20 protein-coding genes and 1 riboswitch are annotated in these 22,265 nt (G+C 39.1%); of the genes, 7 read left to right on the forward strand and 13 right to left on the reverse strand.

Translation table 11 applies throughout. The annotated features are described in order from the left end of the window. Window positions 1-26: 26 nt before the first annotated feature. From HWV58_RS10935 to mutL, 6 genes are all read right to left on the reverse strand, one after another. Complete coding sequence (locus HWV58_RS10935) at window positions 27-2,753, reverse strand: Ig-like domain-containing protein (protein ID WP_235972709.1); 2,727 nt, start codon at window positions 2,751-2,753, stop codon at window positions 27-29. 360 nt (window positions 2,754-3,113) lie between these two features. Beyond that, entirely contained in the window at window positions 3,114-3,746 is a 633-nt protein-coding gene (locus HWV58_RS10940; protein ID WP_175634143.1) for a nitroreductase family protein, read from the reverse strand. Window positions 3,747-3,973: 227 nt separating this feature from the next. Further along, window positions 3,974-5,083 carry an endonuclease/exonuclease/phosphatase family protein gene (locus HWV58_RS10945; RefSeq protein ID WP_235972710.1) on the reverse strand — a complete coding sequence of 370 codons (1,110 nt, stop codon included), beginning with the start codon at window positions 5,081-5,083 and terminating at the stop codon, window positions 3,974-3,976. Continuing rightward, window positions 5,083-5,937 (reverse strand): rhomboid family intramembrane serine protease, encoded by an 855-nt coding sequence (locus tag HWV58_RS10950; protein WP_175634144.1) that lies wholly within the window; start codon window positions 5,935-5,937, stop codon window positions 5,083-5,085. Before HWV58_RS10950 ends, HWV58_RS10945 begins: the two co-directional genes overlap by 1 nt. Then, on the reverse strand, window positions 5,930-6,442 hold the full coding sequence (locus HWV58_RS10955) for a rhomboid family intramembrane serine protease (protein WP_235972717.1): 513 nt from the start codon (window positions 6,440-6,442) through the stop codon (window positions 5,930-5,932). Before HWV58_RS10955 ends, HWV58_RS10950 begins: the two co-directional genes overlap by 8 nt. After that, window positions 6,412-6,489, forward strand: a riboswitch (cyclic di-GMP riboswitch). Its footprint overlaps the gene before it by 31 nt. A 385-nt stretch (window positions 6,490-6,874) precedes the next feature. Next, complete coding sequence (mutL, locus tag HWV58_RS10960; RefSeq protein WP_175634146.1) at window positions 6,875-8,713, reverse strand: DNA mismatch repair endonuclease MutL; 1,839 nt, start codon at window positions 8,711-8,713, stop codon at window positions 6,875-6,877. Window positions 8,714-8,907: 194 nt separating this feature from the next. On the opposite strand from mutL, the gene HWV58_RS10965 reads away from it, so the two are divergent. The 4 genes from HWV58_RS10965 to HWV58_RS10980 all read left to right on the forward strand — a co-directional run bounded on the left by HWV58_RS10965 (window position 8,908) and on the right by HWV58_RS10980 (window position 13,576). Beyond that, the gene (locus HWV58_RS10965; protein WP_175634147.1) at window positions 8,908-9,471 is read left to right on the forward strand and encodes a helix-turn-helix domain-containing protein; all 564 of its coding nucleotides are present in this window, start codon (window positions 8,908-8,910) and stop codon (window positions 9,469-9,471) included. Window positions 9,472-9,596: 125 nt separating this feature from the next. Continuing rightward, complete coding sequence (locus tag HWV58_RS10970) at window positions 9,597-11,231, forward strand: amidohydrolase (RefSeq protein WP_175634148.1); 1,635 nt, start codon at window positions 9,597-9,599, stop codon at window positions 11,229-11,231. Continuing rightward, window positions 11,218-13,035: a serine hydrolase domain-containing protein gene (locus tag HWV58_RS10975; protein WP_175634149.1), complete on the forward strand. Its 1,818-nt coding sequence runs from the start codon at window positions 11,218-11,220 to the stop codon at window positions 13,033-13,035. The genes HWV58_RS10970 and HWV58_RS10975 overlap by 14 nt, the downstream gene beginning before the upstream one ends. 19 nt (window positions 13,036-13,054) lie before the next feature. Next, window positions 13,055-13,576 (forward strand): hypothetical protein, encoded by a 522-nt coding sequence (locus HWV58_RS10980; protein WP_175634150.1) that lies wholly within the window; start codon window positions 13,055-13,057, stop codon window positions 13,574-13,576. A gap of 132 nt (window positions 13,577-13,708) precedes the next feature. Here the strand turns inward: HWV58_RS10980 and HWV58_RS10985 are convergent, their stop codons facing one another. The 3 genes from HWV58_RS10985 to HWV58_RS10995 form a co-directional block, all read right to left on the reverse strand. Then, window positions 13,709-14,191, reverse strand: a complete 483-nt coding sequence (locus HWV58_RS10985) for a cyclic nucleotide-binding domain-containing protein (RefSeq protein ID WP_175634151.1) — start codon at window positions 14,189-14,191, stop codon at window positions 13,709-13,711. 55 nt (window positions 14,192-14,246) lie between these two features. Further along, window positions 14,247-15,089 (reverse strand): DUF6929 family protein, encoded by an 843-nt coding sequence (locus HWV58_RS10990; RefSeq protein ID WP_175634152.1) that lies wholly within the window; start codon window positions 15,087-15,089, stop codon window positions 14,247-14,249. Between the two features lie 104 nt (window positions 15,090-15,193). Further along, a complete protein-coding gene (locus HWV58_RS10995) occupies window positions 15,194-16,156 on the reverse strand; it encodes an isopenicillin N synthase family dioxygenase (RefSeq protein ID WP_175634153.1) in 963 nt (320 codons plus the stop codon). A gap of 264 nt (window positions 16,157-16,420) precedes the next feature. Here HWV58_RS10995 and msrA point away from each other — a divergent pair, with 264 nt between their 5' ends. Then, window positions 16,421-17,020: a peptide-methionine (S)-S-oxide reductase MsrA gene (msrA, locus tag HWV58_RS11000; RefSeq protein WP_175634154.1), complete on the forward strand. Its 600-nt coding sequence runs from the start codon at window positions 16,421-16,423 to the stop codon at window positions 17,018-17,020. A 135-nt stretch (window positions 17,021-17,155) separates the two neighbouring features. Further along, window positions 17,156-17,509 carry a VOC family protein gene (locus HWV58_RS11005; RefSeq protein ID WP_175634155.1) on the forward strand — a complete coding sequence of 118 codons (354 nt, stop codon included), beginning with the start codon at window positions 17,156-17,158 and terminating at the stop codon, window positions 17,507-17,509. Window positions 17,510-17,521: 12 nt separating this feature from the next. Here HWV58_RS11005 and HWV58_RS11010 read toward each other — a convergent pair whose 3' ends face one another. Further along, a complete protein-coding gene (locus HWV58_RS11010) occupies window positions 17,522-18,823 on the reverse strand; it encodes a short-chain dehydrogenase (protein ID WP_175634156.1) in 1,302 nt (433 codons plus the stop codon). A 383-nt stretch (window positions 18,824-19,206) separates the two neighbouring features. Between HWV58_RS11010 and HWV58_RS11015 the strand changes: the two genes are divergently transcribed. Then, on the forward strand, window positions 19,207-20,724 hold the full coding sequence (locus HWV58_RS11015; RefSeq protein WP_175634157.1) for a malate:quinone oxidoreductase: 1,518 nt from the start codon (window positions 19,207-19,209) through the stop codon (window positions 20,722-20,724). A 303-nt stretch (window positions 20,725-21,027) separates the two neighbouring features. Here HWV58_RS11015 and ytxJ read toward each other — a convergent pair whose 3' ends face one another. The 3 genes from ytxJ to ribH all read right to left on the reverse strand — a co-directional run bounded on the left by ytxJ (window position 21,028) and on the right by ribH (window position 22,174). Then, window positions 21,028-21,360: a bacillithiol system redox-active protein YtxJ gene (ytxJ, locus tag HWV58_RS11020; protein ID WP_175634158.1), complete on the reverse strand. Its 333-nt coding sequence runs from the start codon at window positions 21,358-21,360 to the stop codon at window positions 21,028-21,030. Between the two features lie 87 nt (window positions 21,361-21,447). Continuing rightward, window positions 21,448-21,570 carry a hypothetical protein gene (locus tag HWV58_RS24495; protein WP_255420130.1) on the reverse strand — a complete coding sequence of 41 codons (123 nt, stop codon included), beginning with the start codon at window positions 21,568-21,570 and terminating at the stop codon, window positions 21,448-21,450. Window positions 21,571-21,682: 112 nt separating this feature from the next. Further along, on the reverse strand, window positions 21,683-22,174 hold the full coding sequence (gene ribH, locus HWV58_RS11025) for a 6,7-dimethyl-8-ribityllumazine synthase (RefSeq protein ID WP_175634159.1): 492 nt from the start codon (window positions 22,172-22,174) through the stop codon (window positions 21,683-21,685). Window positions 22,175-22,265 lie beyond the last annotated feature (91 nt).

The following is a 22,265-nucleotide window of genomic DNA, read 5'->3' on the forward strand; positions in this document are numbered from 1 at the left end:
CCATCTTACATATTACATCTTCCATTTTACTTAACTGTGTACTTAAACACCGATCTGCCTAGATTTCCGTTGGCATCTATACCTTCTATAATTACTTTATACTGTCCTTTTCCATCAGCGTTATAATATTCGAAGGAAGTGTTTCCGGTTGCATCGGTAACTACTTTAGGGTTCCAGTAAATGGTAGTTCTTAAATCGTTTCGGTTCATGCTTGCAGGCACATCATAACGCGGCGAGTAGAATTGTTTTTCTTTGTTGTAGCCTTGTGGCGAGAAAGTAAGCTCGTAGTACTTAGGCAACATATCCATCAGTTGTGCTTTTGTAATCTTGGTTCCTTTAGGGGCTTTTTTCTGGTTAAATACAATTACACCGTTTACATTGTTGGCACGGTTAACCAGACCTAAATCATCTCTTAAAAATACCTCAACTGATTCCAGCTGATTTGCATCCAGTGTATTGATCTGGTTTACATCCACGTTCATTCCGTTAATGAAAATACCCATCGGAATTTTTTTGCCTTGGTTGTAATCTCGTGTTACATAAAAATTATTGTCGGCAAAGGTAACGCCGGCCAACATGCCTTGCAGGCAGTTAATCAGTAAGCCACATCCTTTTAAACGATCGCCGGAAATTTCATGATCGGCCATTTGGCTTAGTCCCGATAAGGCGGGATAATCTTTATGGCTTACTTTCGGAATTACAGCAGCCTTAATGTTTATATCTTTTAAGGTATGTAAGTATGCGTACTGGCGTTTGCTGTTATCCAGATAAGAAGTTAGGGCACTGTCGATATTTAAAACCTCTTCGGCCGCGCTAAAGTTGCGGGTTAGCGTAGGTACTGGTGCACCGTTTAAGCTTAAGGTCATGTTTTTATAGTTTACATTATACTTGGCAGTAACCGTAACTTTCGATGAATCGTTAAACACCAGGTTAGAGAATTTAAAATTTCCAACCGGATCTGTTGTGCCTTCCTGGTTAAAGCGTTTATCCGGGATGCTCAAAAGCAATGCTCCCTTTCTAACTGGGATACCATTGTTTTGCCTTAAAATTCCCGAAATTTCAATGCCTTGTTCAGGAAGGAAATCAATTTTAGGCAGTTTGTTTGCAATAATATCGGTGTATTTAAAGCTACGGTAACCTTGTGTTAGTAACAACACATCTAAATCTGCATTTTTCTTGGCATCAGGCGCATTGAAGTAATAGTTGGCTTTTTCAATGTAACCTTTAACATCACTGCTTAATAAAAGTCCGGTTAAGATGGTGCTGGTTGCATCTTCGCTCGAAGGAACTTTGGTTTCATCTACTACTGCTACTGAGAAGCTTCCTTCAACAGGTGCGCCGTCTTTTTTAGCTGCAACATTAATTTTAACCTTTTTCTTAACGCCATAAGTGGTTGCTGCGCTGGTTAAAGCAACGGCCATATTGTTTTTGTGCTGTACAAAAACAAGTCTTTCGCTTAGCGGTTTACCATATTCATTAAACAGCGTTAACTGGGCAATTCCGGTCGGGAATTTCGATTTAAGGATGGTAGTATTGTATTCTTTGTTTGATAAAACTGTTTGTGCGCCGTAGCAAATTACCCCTTTACTTTGCGCAATCAGGTACAGTTTTTTGCCCTGGTTCTCTGCAAAAAAAGCATCGTTTGCCGCAATTTTAATAACCACATTGTCGGCATTGCTGTTATCCACATTAAGCACCACACCATTAGCAGTTACAGCAGGTAAATTATAGCTTTGTGTAGTGCCATCAGAATAATTTATAGCAGCTTTATAGGTTTTTCCGGCTTCGGCCAGTAAATTAAAACTGCCCATACCTAAATGCTGATCGCTGAAAGTAACCACAGTTTTGCCTTCGCTATCGGTAACGGTACCTTTAGCGCCAATACCTAAACCATCGCTTTTAATGGCTTTGAAAGCTACCTTATTCGTTAAACCAGCAACCAGATTTCCTCCCTCCGGGAAAAACTGAAAGTCTTTGCTCAAAATGGCATTTTTTAGCGGGAATGAGCTACTGGCTACATCTTTGTCTGTGGTGTTAATACTGGTTATCAGCTCACCTTTTTGCAACTGGTATTCGGCTTTTTGCGCATTGGTCATGGCAATGGTCAGATAGCCGTTTGCATCGGTAGTTCCGCGGCCTTTGGCAATTACGGTATAACTGGTTACCACCTGCCAGGTTACATTTTTATTGGCATAAGGTTTATTGTTGGCATCTCTAAATTGTACGCGCGCATCAATTTTTTCCTGTTTATCGGTCGAGGTGTTTTTGTAGCTAATGTGTGTTTTTAATTCTTTATCAATGGCTTCGCCAACATAAAATGTTTTGTTAAAATAGGCAGGGTCTACATTGTTGAGCATCCATAAGGTATAAGCCCTGATGTGGTAATTGCCTTGTTTGTAATTCACCTGATCAAGCGGGAAACTACCATAGGCAAATCCGCCTGTAATTGGCAGTTTTAGGGTTTGGATGAGCGAATCTTTCTGGTTAATTACATCCACATAAATGATTTTACTGATGCCCGATAAGAAATTCTGGTTTTCGGTAACATAGGCCTTAAACCAAACGGTATCGGCAACCGCATAATAGGGCTTATCGAAATGAAGATAAATTTTTTCGTTTGGATAATCTGTTAAAACCTTATTGGTTTTGGAGATAATGGTATTTATACTCACTGTATCGGTTTGGGCCGATGAAGAAAAATTTAGTGCTAACAGAAATGAAAGTATAATAAACGATAATCTATAAATCTTCATGAATTGGATGTTAAATGCTAATCCTGTAAATATATCCAATTATCAATAGAGCTCCTAAATTGTACGGAGGTTTAACACTTTTTTACAATAGTTTATTATTGCGCATGAGTTTCCTGCATGTGCTCACGCTCGTTTCACTGTCTGTCCGTAGTGTTCCGAAGGGCACTACGGATTGCAGCATAGAATAGAGTCTCCGACTCGCTCTATAATCATTGAGTTATAAACTCAATCTCATTCAAAAATCCGTAGAGACGCTATGCTTAACTCTACGGATAGTATGTTAGAAACGAGCGCAAGCTACAAACAACGCAGGCCGCTAAATAGCGGCCTGTGTTTTGAAAATATAATGGTGTTTGCCTTTTATTTTAATTCGATTAAGAATTCTTCTTTAGGGGCACGTACTTTTTTAAGGTTAACCAACCAGTCGCCTGCTTCGTCTCTATGACCTAATGGCAATAGGGTAACACTTCTTAAACCTTTTTTATCTAAACCTAAAAGTTCATCTAAAGCTGGTCCGTTAAAGCCTTCCATTGGGGTAGCATCTACTTTTAATAAAGCAGCTTCTGCAATCGCAACACCAAAACCAATATAAGCCTGACGTGCAGCATGGTTAAAGTTTTCTTCAGCACTTCTCGATAAAATCATGCCTTTAAGTTGTGCTTTATAAGCATCAGTTCCGTTTTGTGGCAAGCCACGCTCAGCGTTCATTCTGGTAAATACTGCATCAATACCTTCTTCTGTATAATTTTCGTTTGCAGCAAAAATTAAAAGGTGCGATGAATCGATAACCTGCGATTGGTTATAAGCAATCGGAGCAATTTTCTCTTTTAGCTCCTGGTTGGTTACTACAATCACTTTAAATGGCTGTAAGCCTGATGATGTTGGAGCCAAATGCGCAGCAGCAACAATTTTATCAACTTTTTCTTGTTCAACGGGTTGGCCATTCATTTTTTTAACGGCATAACGCCAGTTTAGGGCATCTATTAAACTCATATCTTTTGATTATTTTTTTAAATTTTATAAAGCAAAGATGGGGATAAGCTTTTTGCCGACTGTTGATGTATGGTAAGAAAAAATATTTTTGAGCGAATTGAATTGCCGCTGATATTTTTGAATGAGAGAATAGGTGTTGAATCACTCAATCATTCTATAATTCAGTCATTCTATAGCTTAATCACTCTATAATTCAATCATTCTATAATTCAATCATTGAATTACCCCTAATCTAAAAACCTTAAATCGCTGCGCACCGGGAAGTGATCGGATAGTTTGGCCTGCGTAATTTTATAATTAAGTACTTCCAGTTCTTTAGAAGTTGCAATGTAATCGATCTGGAAATTCGGGAATTTGCCATTATAGGTTTTGCCAAAACCATTGCCTTTTTTAATGAAGCTGTTGTTCAATCCGGCGGTAATTTGCGTAACCACGTAAGAGGCAGGCGTATCGTTAAAATCGCCGGCAATTAAATAAGGTGTTTTGCAGCTGGCCATTTCCTTTTTCATAATGTCGACCTGGCCGCTCCTTTTATAAAAAGCCCCTTTTAGCATCCTTAAAATACGTTTAGAAGGTTGCAATTCGGTATTCATTTCTTTAACCTTATCTAAGTAATCGTAATCCTGTTTTTCGAAAGAAATGGATTGAAAGTGTACATTATAAACCCGAAGGGCTTTGCCTTTAATATTCAGGTCTACATAAATACTCATGTTGCCCGAATAACCATCTACAAATGGGATCTTACCTGAATCTTTAATCGGGAATTTCGAAAAAATGGCTAATCCAGTGGCTTCGTAATCGTTGCGGTTGGTTGGTACAAAGTAATAGTATTTGGTGTTTAGCAGAGCCTTTAAGCTATCTACAGTATCGAATGCACCTTTATAACGGGTAAAAAACTCCTGAAAACAAATGATATCGGGGTTTTGATCTTTAACCACCTGCAGCATTTTCTCTTTAACCGATTCGGTATTGTCTTTTCCGTAAAGCTTAAAACTGTGCACGTTATAAGTCATCATTCTGATGCTGTTGTCGGCCCTTTCAACAGGCCCTTCATCGCCGCCAACGGCAAAAGTTGCTTTTAAAGTTTTAACACCAATGGCGATAGCAAGAATGGTTACCACTGCAAAAATCCATTTTTTGCTCAGGAGCCACCAAACGAGAAAAATAATATTGAACAACAGAACATAGGGATAGGCCAAACCAAAAAACGCAATGATGGCGTGTTTACGTGGATCCATATTTCCGGCAAGTACACCCAAGAGCAAAGCTATTGCCAGTGCAACCGCAATGGGCAAAAGAAGCTTATCGAGGAAATTATACCGTTTCTTTTTTATCATTAATCTTTACTAGCCTTAAATAATTTTTCTTTTTCTGCTGCGGTTAATTTGTCGTATCCTGAAGTAGATATTTTATCTAAAATGGCATCAATTTCCTGCTGCGAAACACCTTCCTTAAATGCTGATTTTTTAACTGGTTTATCGTTTCTAACTACTTTTAATTTGGGTTTACGCTCAAATAATTTGCTCCAGTCGTTTCCGTTTTGCAGGCTTTTAATGTAAAAGAAACCCAGCAGGGCACCACCAATATGGGCAAAATTTCCGCCGGCATTTGCTGATGATAAACCAATAAACGAAATCAGGAAGTAGGCTATTGCCACCCACTTAATTTTTACTTCGCCAATCAGCAATAGCATAATGGTATAATTAGGTACTAAGGTTGCAGCAGCTACCATAATCGCCATCACCGCTGCAGATGAACCAATAACAGTTTGGCCCAGCAAAGTATCGGCAAATACCGGAATGGTGTTTAAGCCAATTACATAAATTAAGGCTCCGGCCAAACCACCCGCCAGGTAAACAAAGTGAAATTGTCTGCTTTTCAGGAAATTCATAAATATACTACCGAACCAGAATAAACCCAGCATATTAAACAGGATGTGGAGAATCCCGTCGTGAAAAAACATGTAGGTAAATGGGGTATAAAAGCGTTCTGCCAGTTTAGAAAGGTTGGATGGTAGGCCAACATACTCTCTAACCAGTTCATCAATACCTAATGCTGATTTACTCAAAAATGCAAGCACACCGATAATAGCGGTGGCTAGAAACAAGATCACGTTAATGCCAATGTAAAAAAACAGGGGATTGCCTGATTGAAAAATCTTGTACTTTAAATCTTTAAACGTATTATTCATAGAGCGTATAAAATGTATCGTTCTTGTCTTTCCATATTTTAACCAGTATAAAGCCGATTAAAGCACCACCCAAATGTGCGTAATGGGCAATAGAATCGCCTTCGAACTGGGCAACACCTAAAGATAGTTCTATTAAAATATAAATTGGAATAATGTATTTAGCTTTTACCGGTACGGGAATAAACATAATTAGTAATTCTGCGTTAGGGTACAGCATGCCAAACGCGACCAGTAAACCGAAAATTGCACCTGAAGCACCTACCATGCCACCATAATAAATGCTGCCAAGTGTTTGGGCCTGTCTTTCTGACTGGATCAGTTTTTCCCAACCATCGAACATGGTAATCTGGCCAATAATCTGATGTACTTCATATGCTTGTACTGCCCATTGTAAGGCCAATGCGCCGAATCCTGTAACAAAATAAAATATGAGGAATTTTTTTGCACCCCATCGCGACTCGAGGATACTGCCAAAAGAATATAAGGCAAACATGTTGAAGAATATGTGCGCAAAACCACCATGCATAAACATGTAGGTAAGGGGTTGCCAAAATCTAAATTTGGGAGAATCGAAATAAAAAACCGCCAATAGGTTATCTAAATGAAGATTAGGAAGCAATAGCGTAGCTGCAAAAAACAAGATGTTAATAATTAGCAGATTTTTAACTATTGGTGGGATATATATGTTGTTCATTTAATTTTAAAAATTGGTTAATCGGTTATTAACGGTTTAACTGGTTAATTGTTTAAATCGGTTAACTGTTATTTTATCATATTTAGCATCAGGCTTTCCGCTTTAGTCTTTTAGCTCCTAGTCTTAGGCCCCCTGACTATTTGCCACCTAAGACACCTCAGGGCATCTAAGCTTTTTGCTCTGGTATTTCTGCTTTGGTCTTCTGCGCCATGTCTTCGGTCTTCCGACTTTCGGACCCCTGACTTACTTCTCAAACTTCTTATCCAGCTCTGCTAGAGTAATGGTTTGGATAATTGGTTTACCACTTACGCTAAAGTTAGGGGTTTTGCAGGCAAAAAGCTCATCAATAAGCGTATTCATTTCTTCTTGTGCAAGACTTGTACCCGCTTTAATGGCGCTGTTTTTAGCTAAGCTTCTGGCCAGGCTGTCGCGCTTATTTAATTTTAATTCCTGTTGAGAGTTTTTAAAGCCTTCAATCAGCTGCTCAAATAACTGTGTTTCATTAATGTTAGTGCTGCCCAGATCAACGGGTACACCTTCCACTACAAGGGTATTTTTGCCAAATTCGCGCACATCGAAACCCAGGCTTTTAATATCGTCTAACAAACTTTTGGCCAGTTCGAAATCGTGTGCATTGAGCGTAATGGTTTGCGGAAACAAACTTTGCTGTGATGCTCCTTTGCGGTCATCGAGATGTACGAGAAAACGCTCGTAAAGGATTCGTTCGTGCGCCATTTGCTGATCGATAACCATTAAGCCAGATTTAATCTGCGAAACAATATAACGGTTGTGCAGCTGCATATATTGCTTTTGCTTGGTCTCTAAAACAGCATCATCAGCCTCATAAAAGCTAGTCTGTTCTACTACGGGTTGCTCGGTTATATCGTAAAGTGTACCCCAGTTTTTGGCGCTGGGTTTGGCATCATAATTTCGTGGCGATGAAGCATAACCGGAAGTAGAACTTTTATCGCTGGCAAAAGGGTTAAAATCAGGATTGAAATTAATGCTTGGTGGCACGATGTCTTCAACCGCTTTGTGCGTAATCATATTGCTAAAGCCCGTTTCCTGATCAAAATCAAGGGTAGGGGCAATATTATAGCGGCCGATAGAACGTTTAACTGCCGATTTTAAAATGGCATAGATCGATTTCTCGTCCAGGTATTTAATTTCGGTTTTAGTTGGGTGAACGTTTACATCAATTTTTGCCGGATCGATCTCAATAAATAATACGTATAACGGATAACTGTCTTCGGGCAAAAGATCTTCGAAAGCCGAGCTTACCGCATGATTTAAATAGGGATCTTTTATAAAACGGTTGTTTACAAAAAAGAACTGTTCGCCCCTTGTTTTTTTTGCAAATGCTGGCTTACCAATATATCCTTTCAGGTTAATAATGGTCGTTTCTTCCTCTACAGGTACCAGTCGTTCGTTATAGTTGTTGCCGAAAAGATGAACGATGCGTTGTTTCAAATTGCCCTTTGGCAGGTTAAAAATTTCTACGCCATCGTGGTGCAGACTGAAAAAGACTTCAGGATGTGCGAGGGCTACCCGTTGAAATTCGTCAAGGATGTGGCGCATTTCTACAGGGTTACTCTTTAAGAAATTTCTGCGGGCCGGCGTATTGAAAAACAGGTTTTTAATCGAAATCTGTGTTCCGGCTGCAGTGGCTACTGGCTCTTGCCCGGTTACCTGCGCACCCTCAATAGAAATGCAGGTGCCAATTTCATCTTCGTACCGGCGGGTTTTCATTTCTACCTGCGCAATAGCAGCAATCGAAGCCATGGCCTCGCCACGGAAACCCATGGTGCGGATGGCAAATAAATCTTCGGCCTTTTTTACCTTCGAGGTAGCATGGCGCTCGAAACACATGCGTGCATCGGTTACGCTCATTCCACAGCCGTTATCAATAATCTGAATCAGGGCTTTGCCTGCATCTTTTACTACCAGTTGAATTTTGTCTGCGCCGGCATCTATCGAATTTTCGAGCAATTCTTTTACTGCAGAAGCAGGTCGTTGAACAACTTCTCCTGCAGCAATCTGATTGGCAACAGCATCAGGCAATAAGTGAATAATATCAGTCATGTATTAGGGCAAAGTGAATTCGCTAAATTATGCAAAATAAGCTTAATGAACCGGAATTGTTTAAAACTCAACATGTAAATGACTGTGGGTAAACAGGATTAATTCATTTCTGAAGGATTGGCATAAAAATGACGTAAATAAGTCGGTATCAAATCTGGATATGATCATTTACATTTGTTAACCGAATCAAAAACATGAAACTATCAGATAAAGTAAAAGCCCTTAGAAACGAGCATGGCTTTAGTCAGGAAGAATTAGCGAAACAAACACAATTGAGTTTGCGTACCATTCAACGCATCGAGCAGAATGAAACCGGGGCAAGAGGAGATACCATAAAAAGATTAGCGAAGGTTTTTGACTTAAGCCCGGTGGATTTAATCGGTCAGGTTGAAAAAGAACAAACTTATCTCTTTCCGCTCTTAAACCTATCTGCATTAAGTTTTATAATTTATCCGATATTAGGATTTATTGTTCCGCTAATTTTATGGTATTTTAAGCGAAATGAAGATCCCAGATTAAATGAAATGGGTAAAAAACTGCTCAACTTTCAAGCTACGTGGACATTGGTCATAACACTGATATATTCGGTAAGTTTATTCACTAAAATAATGCACCTTGGCGGACGCTTTAGTTTTTACACTTACCTGGTAATCCCTTTTTGTTTGTATGCTTTAAATTTTGTGTTCATCCTGATTAATACTTTTCGGACCAAAAATTTGAAAGAAGTAATTTATAAACCTGCAATTCCATTTTTCTAGTGGTTGGTGTCTGCACCAACCAGCTTACCTACACCATTTACGTAAAACTGATAGTTAAATCATTTTCACCTCTGTAAAACCGAAATTACAAAGTCAAATGCTTTCAATTTTCTATCTTTATCAACATGAAATCTAGTTTGTACAGCCTTTTGCTGGCTTTGTTGTTTACCTCTTGTGCCAAAAAAGAAGAAGTAGACGTAATGGTGTACAATGCAAAGGTGTACACCGTTAATGCAGGGTTTGATACTGTTGAGGCTTTTGCCGTAAAAAATGGTAAAGTTTTAAGTCTGGGTAATACGGCTGAAATCAGGGGTAAGTACAGTGCCAAAGAAGAAATTAATGCTGAAGGTACAGCGGTTTATCCTGGTTTTATTGATGCCCATGCCCATTTTTTTGGCTACGGACAAAGCCTGCAGACTGCCGATTTACGCGAAACAAAATCGTGGGACGAAGTGCTGAACCGTTTAACCGTTTTTGCCAAAACCCATCCCGATGGCTGGTTAATTGGCAATGGCTGGGATCAAAACGATTGGGAAAACAAAGCTTTTCCAACTAATGAGAAGTTAACTAAACTGTTCCCAAATCGTCCGGTGTTTTTAAACCGGATTGATGGCCATGCCGCTATTGCCAACCAAAAAGCACTCATTGATGCCGGAATCAAAAGCCCTAAAAAACTAACCGGTGGCGATATGCTGACCGAAAATGGCAGGTTAACGGGCGTGTTGATCGATAATGCGGTAGCACTTGTAGAAAGCAAAATTCCTTCGCCGGATGCCAAACAGGCCGAAAAGATTTTTACCGATGCCCAGCGGAACTGCTTTGCTGCTGGTTTAACTACGATTGATGATTGCGGATTAAGCTATCTGGCGGTTGAGTTTATAGAAAAACTTCAAAAAGAGCAGAAGCTCAAAATGAGGTTGTATGTGATGCTTTCTGATGCGCCCGAAAATTATAAATACCTTTTTGCCCGTGGCCCCATTAAAACCGACCGGCTCAATGTACGTGCATTTAAAGTATATGCCGACGGAGCCTTAGGTTCGAGAGGTGCCTGTTTATTGCATCCTTATAGTGATATGCCCAATAAAACAGGCTTCCTGCTTAGCAATCGGCAGCATTTTGAAGAAGTTGCAGCTAAAATAGCGGCGAATAATTTTCAGATGTGTACCCATGCCATCGGCGATTCGGCCAACCGGGTAATACTTGATATTTACAGTAAAATTTTAAAAGGCAAAAACGATAAACGCTGGCGCATTGAGCATGCACAGGTGGTGAATGCCAGCGATTTTAACTTGTTTGGTAAAGCGAGTATTGTGCCATCAGTGCAACCTACACACGCTACTTCAGATATGTATTGGGCCGGACAGCGTTTAGGTGCCGAAAGGTTAAAAGGTGCCTATGCCTACAAACAATTGTTAAAACAGAATGGTTGGATTCCATTGGGAACAGATTTTCCGGTAGAAAACATTAATCCGTTATTAACGTTTTATGCTGCAACGGTACGTACAGATGCAAAAGGTTTTCCGAAAGGTGGTTTTCAGGTCGAAAATGCCTTAACACCCGAAGAAGCTTTACGTGGAATGACCATTTGGGCGGCAAAAGCCAATTTTGAAGAACAGGAAAAAGGAAGCCTGGAAAAAGGTAAATTGGCCGATTTTGTAATCCTCGATCACGATATTTTAAAAACAACACCACAAAATATATTAAAAACCAAAGTTTTAAAAACCTACCTGAACGGAGAAAAAGTATATGAAGCGAAGTAAATTGTATGTCCTGGCTGCGGCAAGTTTTTTTAATATTTTATGTTTAGCCGCCTGTGCGCAAGAGCATGCCGTAAACGAGAAAAAACTAGCCATTGCCAACAGTATTACCAGTACAACTGTATTATTGAATAATCAGGACGCGGTGGTGCCTTTAAAATCGCTCGATAAGAAGAATATTGCATCAGTAAGCCTGGGCTTTGCTTACAGCACCACTTTCGATAGTTTGGCTAATAAATATGCGAAGATTACTTCATTTTCGGCCGATGAGTATAAAGACAGCCTGAACCTCAATAATTTGGAGGATGATCTAAAATATTTCAATACAATTTTAATTGCCATTGATGATCAGCATGTAACCCAGGCCAAATACATCAATTTTATTAACAGCATAAGCAAAAACAAGCAGGTTATCATTTCCTTTTTCGGTAATGGCCCGGGTTTAAAATCTTTCGATCTGCTGCAGTCGCCCATAATCTGGACGGTACAAAACAATACAGATGCGGCCAATCTGTTACCTCAATATATTTTTGGAGGTATTGCCGCTACCAATAAATTAACTACTGCTTACTCCGCGCGTTATACCACGGGATCGGGCTTTACCACCACAGCTACCCGTTTAAAATATACAGTACCCGAAGATGCAGGCTTAAACTCCAATAATTTAAAAGAAATTGATGCCATCGCAGCCGAAGCTATTGCCCAAAAAGCAACGCCCGGTTTGGTGGTTTTAGTAGCTAAAGACGGGAAAGTAATTTTTAATAAAGCCTACGGTACACATACCTATGATACTCAGCTGCCAGATAAGGTAACTGATATTTTCGACCTGGCTTCGGTAACCAAAGTTACCGCCACTACGCCTGCAGTAATGCGTTTGTTTGAAGAAGGGAAATTAAAATTGGATACCAATATTGGTGCATATATCCCTAAAGCACGTACCACCCCGATGAACAACATTCAGGTGCGTGAGGTAATGTTGCACCAGGCAGGGTTTATTCCTTACATCCCGTTTCACGATTATGTTAAAACCGGCGACTACAGCAGGGATTCGTCGGCCGCTTACCCTACCAAGGTAGCCGATAACTATTACATTAAAAAGGGCTTCTTTAAAGATTTTATGTGGCCTAAAATGCTCAACTCCCCAATTAAAACCCGTGGTAAATATGTATACAGCGATATCAGCATGTACGTAATGAAAGATATTGTAGAACATATCAGCGAAGAGCCTTTAAATCAATATACGTACGAAAATTTTTATAAACCTTTGGGGATGCAAACTGCAGGCTTTTTGCCACGAAACCGTTTTAAACCCGAGCAGATTATTCCAACCGAAGATGATAAATATTTCAGGAAAACTTTACTGGTAGGCTATGTTCACGATCAGGGAGCGGCTTTGGCTGGTGGTATTTCCGGTCATGCGGGGTTATTTGCCAACGCAAACGATCTGGCCATTATTTACCAGATGTTGTTAAACCGTGGTACTTATGGTGGTGAAACCTATTTCAAAAATGCAACGGTAGATTTGTTTACTTCAAAACAATCGAATGTGAGTCGCAGGGGCCTTGGTTTCGACCGATGGGATCCCGATACAACCAAACATTATCCATCTGAACTGGCTTCTCCGCAAACTTATGGCCACACGGGTTACACCGGTACCTGTGTTTGGGTAGATCCTTCACGGGGTTTGGTTTATGTGTTTTTATCTAACAGGGTTAATCCAACCGTTACCGATAAACTGTCGAATTTAAAAATCAGAGGTCGGATAGAAGACGTGGTAAACAAAGCTATTGACGAATCAAAAAAATAAATCTAAAACGCAATTAATTATGAAAAGTATCAAAGCATTAGCCTTTTTATTGCTCCTTGTGGTTGCATCAATCAATGTAAACGCACAGCAGATTAAAGATGGTGAAACCGTAAATGTAAACGGGATTGCAGTAACCTACACTATTGTAAATAAAGAAAAGGTAAATATTAAAGATCAGGATTTTGATCGGTATAAAGTTTTAGCCTCGGTAAAAAACAATACTGGTAAATCTTTTAATATCCGTTTGGCCAGTTCACTTGATCTTTCCGGAATATCTAATTCTAAAATTATAGAATTGGATTGTGTAAATGCTACAGGTGCGAGGTTAACTTCAAAAAAGGTACAGGTAAGCATGAAAAGCCATTTAATTAATGTTACTTATGCCACAAAAGATAAAGACGGAAAGGCCATTACTGCGGTACTTCCGGTTACAGCCGGATATTATTTCGATGAGGGACAGGTGATAGAAAATGATGCTATTTTTATTGTACCAGCTGGTGAAACGCCACAGGTTTCGGTAAGGAGTTTGTTGAAGAATTAGATCGTTTGAAGTTTAAGTTCAATATTTATCATTAAGTTAAAAAGATTAAGGTGAGGATTTAATTTAAGGTAGCTTAAAAGTAAGTGCGCTTAGGTAGTTGACTATTAAAGAAACTAATTTCAAGCATAACAGCTACCAGCGTTTATGTACGTCTCTAAATTTTATCATATCTACTAGTCTTTGTTCTTTTTCATTATCGAAACCACACATACTTTTAAATTCTTTTGGGTTTTCGTATGTCCCGAAAAGCATATCCCACCAAACAATATCGCCATAATTATTGCTGTGTTTTTCTTCTAAGGTTTCGATATATTCGAAGCTTGGCTGCGCTGTAAAAAAGCTATAAACAGAAATGAGTAATTCATTTTCGAATAAAAACCAGGTATTGGTTTGCTTTCCATCCTTATCCAGGTAATATACTCTTGCGGCACCGGCTACAATAAAGTATATGGTATTGCTGGTTTCTCCAGCGTTTAATAATGTGGTTTTTCTTTTGAAGTTAACTACATTGCTGTTGTTAACGATTGCCGCTTTTAGTTCATCGCTAAGGGGATAAATGAAGTTGAAAACGGTAAATAGACTTTGATAACCTTCCGGATAATTCTCTTTTAGCATAATTATTTTTTTAGCTGTACAGTATCATCGAGTAGGGAATCATTTCAAATATAAGTTATTTGGTTAACGTTAGTTTATAAATTGTAGTTTTAAGTTCTTCCGTATCGCGGTCTTCACAAAGCAGAAATTCAATCTTGCCGCTGCTTTGTTTTAAAAAGGTAATCCCTTCGAATTTATGCTTAGCCGATATTTTGTGGCTAAAAGTTAATTTTAAGGTTTGTAGGTTTATGCTGCCGATAAAACTGCCTAGTATATCTCCATCTGCATATGTAGATTGGGTATCTTCTGCGGTTGCAATGAAAAATATTTCGTTTTTTACCAGCATAGCATCTGTAAAAGTAGATTCTATATGATCGATATTAGGAAGCTTAAAACCAACAAATTTAGCTTTATTCGCATCTGATAGATTGGTATCTTCAATAATAAATATTCCGTTCTTTTGCTCAGTTCCGTTGCCTCGGTTAAAAAGTAACCAGGTTGTGCCGGTATAAATTGCGCCTTCGAGGTTAAAGTTCTCGTCGTTTATATGGGCAATGGTTTTGAGCTTATTATAAGTAGGGGTGAGATCGTGCCGAATAACCTCTTGCGTTTTCAAATCGAATTCGATTATCAGGTTCCTTTTGCTGGTAGAGCCAGAGCCTAAGATGTACAGTTTGTCGCCATGTTGACAAAGAATTTCGAAATCGGGTTTTAGTGGTTTGGGGATGTTTTCCAAATTAATTAAGCCGGGATCAGATAAAATTTGAATTTTTCGAAGCTGACTGGTTTTGATGTTAAATTCATTCAGATAGCCGCTGTTATCGCCAATAATGTACAATAAATCTTTACTGAGGAATAATCCGGAGGCAGAACCAATACCCTTGATTTCGGCAAAAACTGCTAAAGTTGTCGAATGCATGGTTTAAATTAATAAAAAAAGCACCGGTTTTAGCCGATGCTTAAATTTTTAGAAAAAGATTGCCACGTCTCGATGAAAAATCGAGCCTCGCAATGACGATCCCTTTATTTCTTCAATCCAATTTCTCTCAAGCGCTCATCCAGGTATTCGCCGGCAGTCATATCGCTGTAGGCTTTCGGGTGTTCGGCATCGATAGTTGAAGCTAAGCTGGTTAAATCCATATCACTGCGTGGGTGCAGGAAGAAAGGAACTGAGAAACGCGAAGTTTTCATCAGCTCGCGTGGCGGATTTACTACTCTGTGCGTTGTCGATTTTAATTTGTTATTGGTTAAGCGTTGTAACATATCGCCAACGTTTACCACAATATCGGTATGGTGTGCTTTAATCGGAAGCCATTCATTGCTGCGGGTTAAAACTTCCAAACCGTCGGCGCTGGCACCAATTAATAAAGTAATTAGGTTAATATCTTCGTGTGCGCCTGCACGTACCGCATCGTCCGGGATGGTTTCAGGATTTTCGATCGGGAAATAATGGATTCCCCTTAAAATTGAATTTCCGTTATGAACGTGTTTATCGAAATAATTAATCGGTAATTCTAAATAGGTAGCGATGGCACGTAATAAGTGCGTTCCGTTTTCTTCCAGTTTCTTGTAAATTTCGCCGGTAACCTTGTTAAATTCCGGTAATTCTGTTAAAACCTCATTATCCGGGTATTCATTTTTAACAGGGTCGCCATCTGTAACCTCCTGACCAATTTGCCAGAATTCTTTCAAATCAGGCGTTTTAGCACCCTTAGCAGTTTCCTTGCCTGCACTGGTATAGCCGCGCTGGCCAGCCAGTTCGGGTTTTTCATATTTCCTTTTTGTTTCTACCGGTAAAGCGAAAGCTGCTTTAATGTTTTCGTAAAGCTTATCAATCAGCTCCTGGCTCAGGCCATGGTTGGTAATGGTTACAAAGCCCGAATCGTTAAAGGCTCTGCCCAGTTCATCAGAAAACTTTTTGCGTTCTTCTTCGGTGCCGTGAATGTACGAGCCTAAATCTAAACAAGGGATATAAGGTGTTGACATAATTTTAAATTTAATGTTGTACGAATTTAGAAAGAATTGTTAATAACTGGTTTTTGTGTTAATGGAATGCTATTAATGGATTAATATACAGTTTTTTAAGTTACTAACAAAAACAGTAAAATCGGTAAAATGTTCGATTGTCACACTAAATCCATTATAATTTATTCACAAACTATCAGTCGTTTTATTTCGTATCATTAAAAAGAAATCATCAGGTGAGAACTTATGTTCCTGCCAGTTATTTTCAACTCATAAAAAACACAAATGAAAAAGATAATTTTAATACTATTGGCCGTTTTGGCCATCAACCAGGTACAGGCGCAGGGAAAAAAAACAGAAAAGGCAACCTTTGGTATGGGCTGTTTCTGGTGTACTGAAGCTATATTTCAACGCTTAAAAGGTGTAGTTTCGGTTAAATCGGGCTATGAAGGTGGCACTTTAAGCAATCCAACTTACGAGGAGGTATGCACAGGCGCAACCGGTCATGCCGAAGTGCTCGAAATTACCTACAATCCCATGGTTATTTCTTACGATGATTTATTGGAGGTATTCTGGAAAAGTCACGATCCTACCACGCTAAACCGTCAGGGTGCCGATAGCGGTACACAATACCGTTCTGTTATTTTTTACCACAATGCTGAACAAAAAGCAGCTGCCGAGAAGTACAAAGCCGAACTGAATAAAACCAATGCCTATGGCAAAAAAGTAGTTACAGCGATTGAAGCTGCCAAGCCTTTTTATGTTGCCGAAAACTACCACCAGAATTATTTCAATAAAAACGGAAGCGAACCTTATTGCAGGTTGGTTATCCTCCCGAAATTAGAAAAACTGGAAAAAGTATTTAAGGCAAAACTTAAAAATTAATATTTTCGAAAATATTAAGGAGGTGATCGTCATTCCCAACTTGATTGGGAATCATAAAGTACGCAATCTTTAAGGCTAGCCTCAAAGATTGCGTACTTTGTATATAATCGTCCTTTGTAGTTTAATAAGCTAACTATGGTAAAAAGAATAGTAGTTAATATTGATACCCCTGAAATTGCAGCAGCAGCCCGTTTTTATCAGGATATTTTAGGGTTGGATTTACTCATGGATCATGGTTGGATAACTACCTATGGTGTAGTTGGCCAAAAAATGGATGTACAAATCAGTTTTGCTTCCGAAGGTGGCTCTGGCACAGCAACACCCGATCTGTCTATCGAAGTAGAAGATGTTGATCTGGTATTAGAGAAGGTGAGGGCTGCCGGATTTCCGGTTGAATACGGGCCTGTGAACGAAACCTGGCGAGTAAGGCGGTTTTACACCCGGGATCCCTTCGGCAAACTGATTAATATTTTAAGTCATACAGGTTAATGCCATTTTTATCTAATCCAACAGGCCTTTAGCTTTTTCAAACAGTTCGCTGCCTTTCTTTCCAATCTCTTTTTTGCCTTTTTCTAATGTGGAGGGTTGCGTGTACTGGCTTACTGCATTTAATAAGGCTTTAAATTGATGAATTCCTGCAAACACTTCTTTGGTGTACGGAACTCCCTGTTGCTTCATCACGTTTTCCCAGTCAACCTTCGCCATTACTGCAACCATATACCGGGTAGCAATTTTGCCGATAAATGCCTTATCGTAAACGCTGGTTAAAGCCTTTACCGATTTGCGGTCTTTTACATAGGCAATGGTCTGTTGCAGTGCTTCGCGCTCGTTGTTAGAAATCAGTGTGCTTTTACTGAGTTTTTCCAAAGCCGGAATTGATTTTTCGGGTTCCGCTTTCTTTAGGTAGAGATAGGCCGTTATTCCCCAAACCAGTTCGTTCTGCATGCCCAGCTTATTCATATCGGTTAAAAAAGCTTCAAAATCTTCGAGCGATCGCTCTTCATCTATTTTACGTTCCATGCGCATCCGGTCGAAACCTCTGAACAGATAATTCATGCTATGAAAGGCCAGATGTGTTTGCTCGTTGTTTAAGTCGCTCCAGCCAAAAAAGGCTTTGGTATAGTTTAGCGGAATTTTTTCATTTTTATCCAACCACTTAATGTTTCTCGAAAGGCCATCTTCCGAAAGGTAAAAAAGGTTATTGCTAAAAAACAGGAAACTGCGTACAAATTCGAGGAGGGTTTTAACTTCACAATCATCAAGCAGTTCGGGTTGTGTTTTGGTACATTCGTAAAGTGCAAAGGGCTGTCCTAAATCGCGGGTAGCCAGTACGGCCATACTCAGTACTGCATGCTCTATATTTTGAAAATATGCCTTGCCGGCATTTTTAAAAAATGGGGGAGGTATTTTGGAACCTGTTTTCATGGCAATGAAACCATTGATTAAAAGCGGGAAAACATCCTCGTCGGTTTCTTTTACAAATTGCTTTACTGAACGGTATTCCTGGTAAATGCGGAGTGCATCAATTACCGAGATGCTTTCGTTGTAGTTTGCATTTACGGTATTTAAGGTTTTTACAACACTTTGGGTCTGTTTGCTGAATTTTTGATACTCGGGTAGGGTAGTATCTTGAACCGCAGTTGAACGCACCGCTATTTTAACAAACTTATAAAATGTGATTTTATCGTAATTAATATTTTCTTCCAGTTTCTTTTTATCGAGCTCAAGCAAGGCCTGGTCTGTTTTTTCTTTTGAACAGCCTGCAAGAAAAAGTGCGAGACAGATTAAAATCAAATTTTTCATAGCGTTAGGGTAAATAATAGATGTATAAAACTAGCATTTTAGTCAATAAAAAAATAAAAATCGATCATTGTGCTAAGTTTTGCTTTTCGATTTACTGATTGATTATCGAACTTCTAAAAAAACACTGTGTTTAGCGGTAAAATGATAAATATCTTTAAGAAATAAGCGTGGTATTTAATAAATTAATATTGCAGCTTATTGTTTAATAAATGTCTTTTTTAATACTTGTATTGGTGATGCCTGATTTTGGATTAAAATTTGATTAGAAACAATTAAAAAGAGAGAAGTATTTCTCGTTTTTACGCAATTTTTTTCAGATTTAATGCCTTAAAATTCGTAGGATGTTTAAAATCGTGTTAAATTTGTAACTCCTTTAGAATAAGATGACAAAAAAGAAAAAGACAGTTGGTAAAACTGACGCTGATGTAATTTTAATAGGGGCAGGCATCATGAGTGCAACCCTGGGTGTTTTATTAAAACAATTAGAACCCAATCTAAGCATTGAAATTTACGAACGTTTAGATATTGCGGCAGCAGAAAGTTCTGATGCCTGGAATAACGCCGGAACGGGACACTCTGCTTTTTGCGAATTAAACTACACGCCCGAGAAGAAGGACGGTACGGTGGAAACAAAGAAAGCCATTCAGATTGCCGAGCATTTCGAGGTTTCTAAACAGTTTTGGTCATACTTAGTAACAAAGGGATTGGTTTCCGACCCCTGCAATTTTATCCGCAACATTCCACACATGAGCTTTGTTTGGGGTAAAAAGAATGTCGATTACCTGAAAAAACGCTACGATGCATTAACACAATGCGATTTGTTTAGCGATATGCAGTACACTGAAGATACCGAACTGGTAAAAAGCTGGGCTCCATTGATTATGGATGGCCGCAAAAAAAATGAGAAAGTTGCTGCAACAAAAATGGACCTGGGTACCGATGTTAACTTTGGTACGCTAACCCGCGACATGTTTAATAACCTGAAACAGCAGCCTAACGTAAGTTTGTTCTTTAACCACGAAATTCGTGATTTGAAAAAGAATAAAGATGGCAACTGGATTGTAAAGGTAAAAGACCTGGATAACGGCGATAAACGTAAACGCGTAGCTAAATTTGTATTTATCGGTGCTGGCGGTGGCTCATTGCCTTTGCTCGAAAAATCTGATATCCCTGAAGGAAAAGGTTTTGGCGGTTTCCCGGTTAGCGGGCAATGGTTAAAATGTACCAACGAAGAAATTATTAAAAAACATCACGCAAAGGTTTACGGTAAAGCTGCGGTTGGTGCGCCGCCTATGTCGGTACCACACCTCGATACCCGTATGATTAACGGCAAGCAAGCCTTATTATTCGGTCCTTACGCAGGTTTTTCAACTAAATTTCTTAAAAACGGATCGTTTTTAGATTTACCAAAATCGATCAAGTTTAACAATATCCGCCCTATGATTTCGGCTGGATTGCACAATTTGGATTTAACAAAATATTTAATTGAGCAGGTTAGACAATCGCCCGAAGATAGACTGGAAGCATTAAAGGAATATTTACCGACTGCTGAGTTAAAAGATTGGGAACTTGAATATGCAGGTCAGCGCGTACAGGTAATTAAAAAGGATGAGAAAAAGGGCGGTATTTTAGAATTTGGTACCGAAGTGGTAAACGCAGCTGATGGTTCAATTGCAGCCTTACTGGGTGCTTCTCCAGGCGCATCAACAGCTGTTTCGATTATGCTCGATTTACTGAACCGTTGTTTTGCAGAAGATCTAGCTACCGATGAGTGGCAGGCTAAAATCAGAGAAATGATCCCGACCTATGGAAAAGCACTGGCACAGGATTCGGAACTTTGCAAAGAAACAAGAACAATAACGTCGAAAGTATTGAAGATAGAGAATACTGTGGTTGCTTAATTTACAGACATGATAAATATGTAAAGGCTTGTGTGTTCACAGGCCTTTTTTTGTTTTCTATCCACGGCGATCGTATACTGTCCGTAAAGTTCAGCGAAGCGTTTTCAAGGATGGATGAAAGGCTGGTAGGTAGAGACGCCAATCAGTAGGACAATAGTTAAGAACGAGTCAGAGACTCTTTCCCATCTGTAAACTAAAAACAGGTAAGCTGGCTGGTGCGGGCACCAGCCAGTAGAACAACAATCAATAAAAAAGGGTATCCAATCGCTTGAATACCCCTTCTTTATCAAATTCTTTTATTGCTTAGGCCGCAATCACTTCTGCCACTTCTTCTGCCGAAATATCGCTGTGCGAAGCTTCTAAAACACACTCACCATCTTTAATTAATAAAATTTGTGGCGATTGGTGTGTTACCTGAAATACTTCTGCAACCTGGTTTGAAATATCACGGTAACTAATCAGATCTAAAAAGAAAAGTTTAGTATCTGAAGGAATTACATCCCAATCAAACTCAAAGTTCTTTTTAGCCATCAGGCTAATCGAGCAACGTGTACTGTGCTTAAAAATGAGGCTGTAGCCACTTGCGTTTTTGATTTCATCAAGTTGTTCTACTGAAGTTAAGTTAACCCAATTCATGAATATATTTTATTGTTTTCAGAATAACACTTGCAATTGAATAAAGTTCTGCAAATGACCTGAATATGAGAATTAAGAAATAGGAGATTAGTTTCTTCTGCGTTTTCCTTCCGGATAAGATCCGTATGCAGGGCAAAGTTTAGAAGAACAAGATTCTAAAATGGTAATGGTGCAAAACACCGCCAATAATAAAATGGCTACTTTTTTCATCTGTATAAGTTTGTGTTCAAATTGCTGAAACAATCGTGAAAATCATGAGCGTTACGGCAGATCGGATTAATATTAAATCTCTAAGATACAAATACTTTATTAAAACGCAATGTTAAATGTTTGCAGAAAAATCGGCCATTTTGATGGCTGTAATCGCTGCTTCATCGCCTTTGTTACCATGTTTTCCACCAGCACGGTCTTGCGCCTGCTCCAGGTTATTGGTAGTTAAAACACCAAAAATTACAGGTTTACTGTACTTAATGCCAACATTGGTTACTCCCTGCGCTACTGCATCGCAAATGAAATCAAAATGCTTGGTATCGCCCTGAATTACACAACCCAGACAGATTACGGCATCAATATCACCTCTTTTGCTCAATAAAATCTCGGCACCGCCTGTTAATTCGAAGCTGCCCGGTACAGGTAACGAAACGATGTTTTCTTCCTTTACACCATTGGCCAGCAAAGTTTTTAGTGCACCATTGTATAAAGCGCCGGTAATTTCGGCATTCCATTCGGCCACAATAATGCCGAATTTATAGTCTGCTCCGCTAGGAACCGTAGTATGAGAGAAATCGGATAGATTTTTTAGTTGTGTTGACATGGGTGCAAAGATAAGGTTATGCTTCGAATGTTTAAAACCATAATGTTTGTAACTTGTAACATTTAATTAGTTAATACTTAACTTAGATCAG

The organism is Pedobacter ghigonis (assembly GCF_903166585.1).
Taxonomy (GTDB): Bacteria; Bacteroidota; Bacteroidia; order Sphingobacteriales; family Sphingobacteriaceae; genus Pedobacter; species Pedobacter ghigonis.

What these genes read in the sequence shown, in the direction of transcription:
- HWV58_RS10935 (WP_235972709.1), bottom strand. Translation starts at nt 2,753, where the DNA reads ATGAAGATTTATAGATTATCGTTTATTATACTTTCATTTCTGTTAGCA.
- HWV58_RS10940 (WP_175634143.1), bottom strand. Translation starts at nt 3,746, where the DNA reads ATGAGTTTAATAGATGCCCTAAACTGGCGTTATGCCGTTAAAAAAATG.
- HWV58_RS10945 (WP_235972710.1), bottom strand. Translation starts at nt 5,083, where the DNA reads ATGATAAAAAAGAAACGGTATAATTTCCTCGATAAGCTTCTTTTGCCC.
- HWV58_RS10950 (WP_175634144.1), bottom strand. Translation starts at nt 5,937, where the DNA reads ATGAATAATACGTTTAAAGATTTAAAGTACAAGATTTTTCAATCAGGC.
- mutL (WP_175634146.1), bottom strand. Translation starts at nt 8,713, where the DNA reads ATGACTGATATTATTCACTTATTGCCTGATGCTGTTGCCAATCAGATT.
- HWV58_RS10965 (WP_175634147.1), top strand. Translation starts at nt 8,908, where the DNA reads ATGAAACTATCAGATAAAGTAAAAGCCCTTAGAAACGAGCATGGCTTT.
- HWV58_RS10970 (WP_175634148.1), top strand. Translation starts at nt 9,597, where the DNA reads ATGAAATCTAGTTTGTACAGCCTTTTGCTGGCTTTGTTGTTTACCTCT.
- HWV58_RS10975 (WP_175634149.1), top strand. Translation starts at nt 11,218, where the DNA reads ATGAAGCGAAGTAAATTGTATGTCCTGGCTGCGGCAAGTTTTTTTAAT.
- HWV58_RS10980 (WP_175634150.1), top strand. Translation starts at nt 13,055, where the DNA reads ATGAAAAGTATCAAAGCATTAGCCTTTTTATTGCTCCTTGTGGTTGCA.
- HWV58_RS10985 (WP_175634151.1), bottom strand. Translation starts at nt 14,191, where the DNA reads ATGCTAAAAGAGAATTATCCGGAAGGTTATCAAAGTCTATTTACCGTT.
- HWV58_RS10990 (WP_175634152.1), bottom strand. Translation starts at nt 15,089, where the DNA reads ATGCATTCGACAACTTTAGCAGTTTTTGCCGAAATCAAGGGTATTGGT.
- HWV58_RS10995 (WP_175634153.1), bottom strand. Translation starts at nt 16,156, where the DNA reads ATGTCAACACCTTATATCCCTTGTTTAGATTTAGGCTCGTACATTCAC.
- msrA (WP_175634154.1), top strand. Translation starts at nt 16,421, where the DNA reads ATGAAAAAGATAATTTTAATACTATTGGCCGTTTTGGCCATCAACCAG.
- HWV58_RS11005 (WP_175634155.1), top strand. Translation starts at nt 17,156, where the DNA reads ATGGTAAAAAGAATAGTAGTTAATATTGATACCCCTGAAATTGCAGCA.
- HWV58_RS11010 (WP_175634156.1), bottom strand. Translation starts at nt 18,823, where the DNA reads ATGAAAAATTTGATTTTAATCTGTCTCGCACTTTTTCTTGCAGGCTGT.
- HWV58_RS11015 (WP_175634157.1), top strand. Translation starts at nt 19,207, where the DNA reads ATGACAAAAAAGAAAAAGACAGTTGGTAAAACTGACGCTGATGTAATT.
- ytxJ (WP_175634158.1), bottom strand. Translation starts at nt 21,360, where the DNA reads ATGAATTGGGTTAACTTAACTTCAGTAGAACAACTTGATGAAATCAAA.
- HWV58_RS24495 (WP_255420130.1), bottom strand. Translation starts at nt 21,570, where the DNA reads ATGAAAAAAGTAGCCATTTTATTATTGGCGGTGTTTTGCACCATTACC.
- ribH (WP_175634159.1), bottom strand. Translation starts at nt 22,174, where the DNA reads ATGTCAACACAACTAAAAAATCTATCCGATTTCTCTCATACTACGGTT.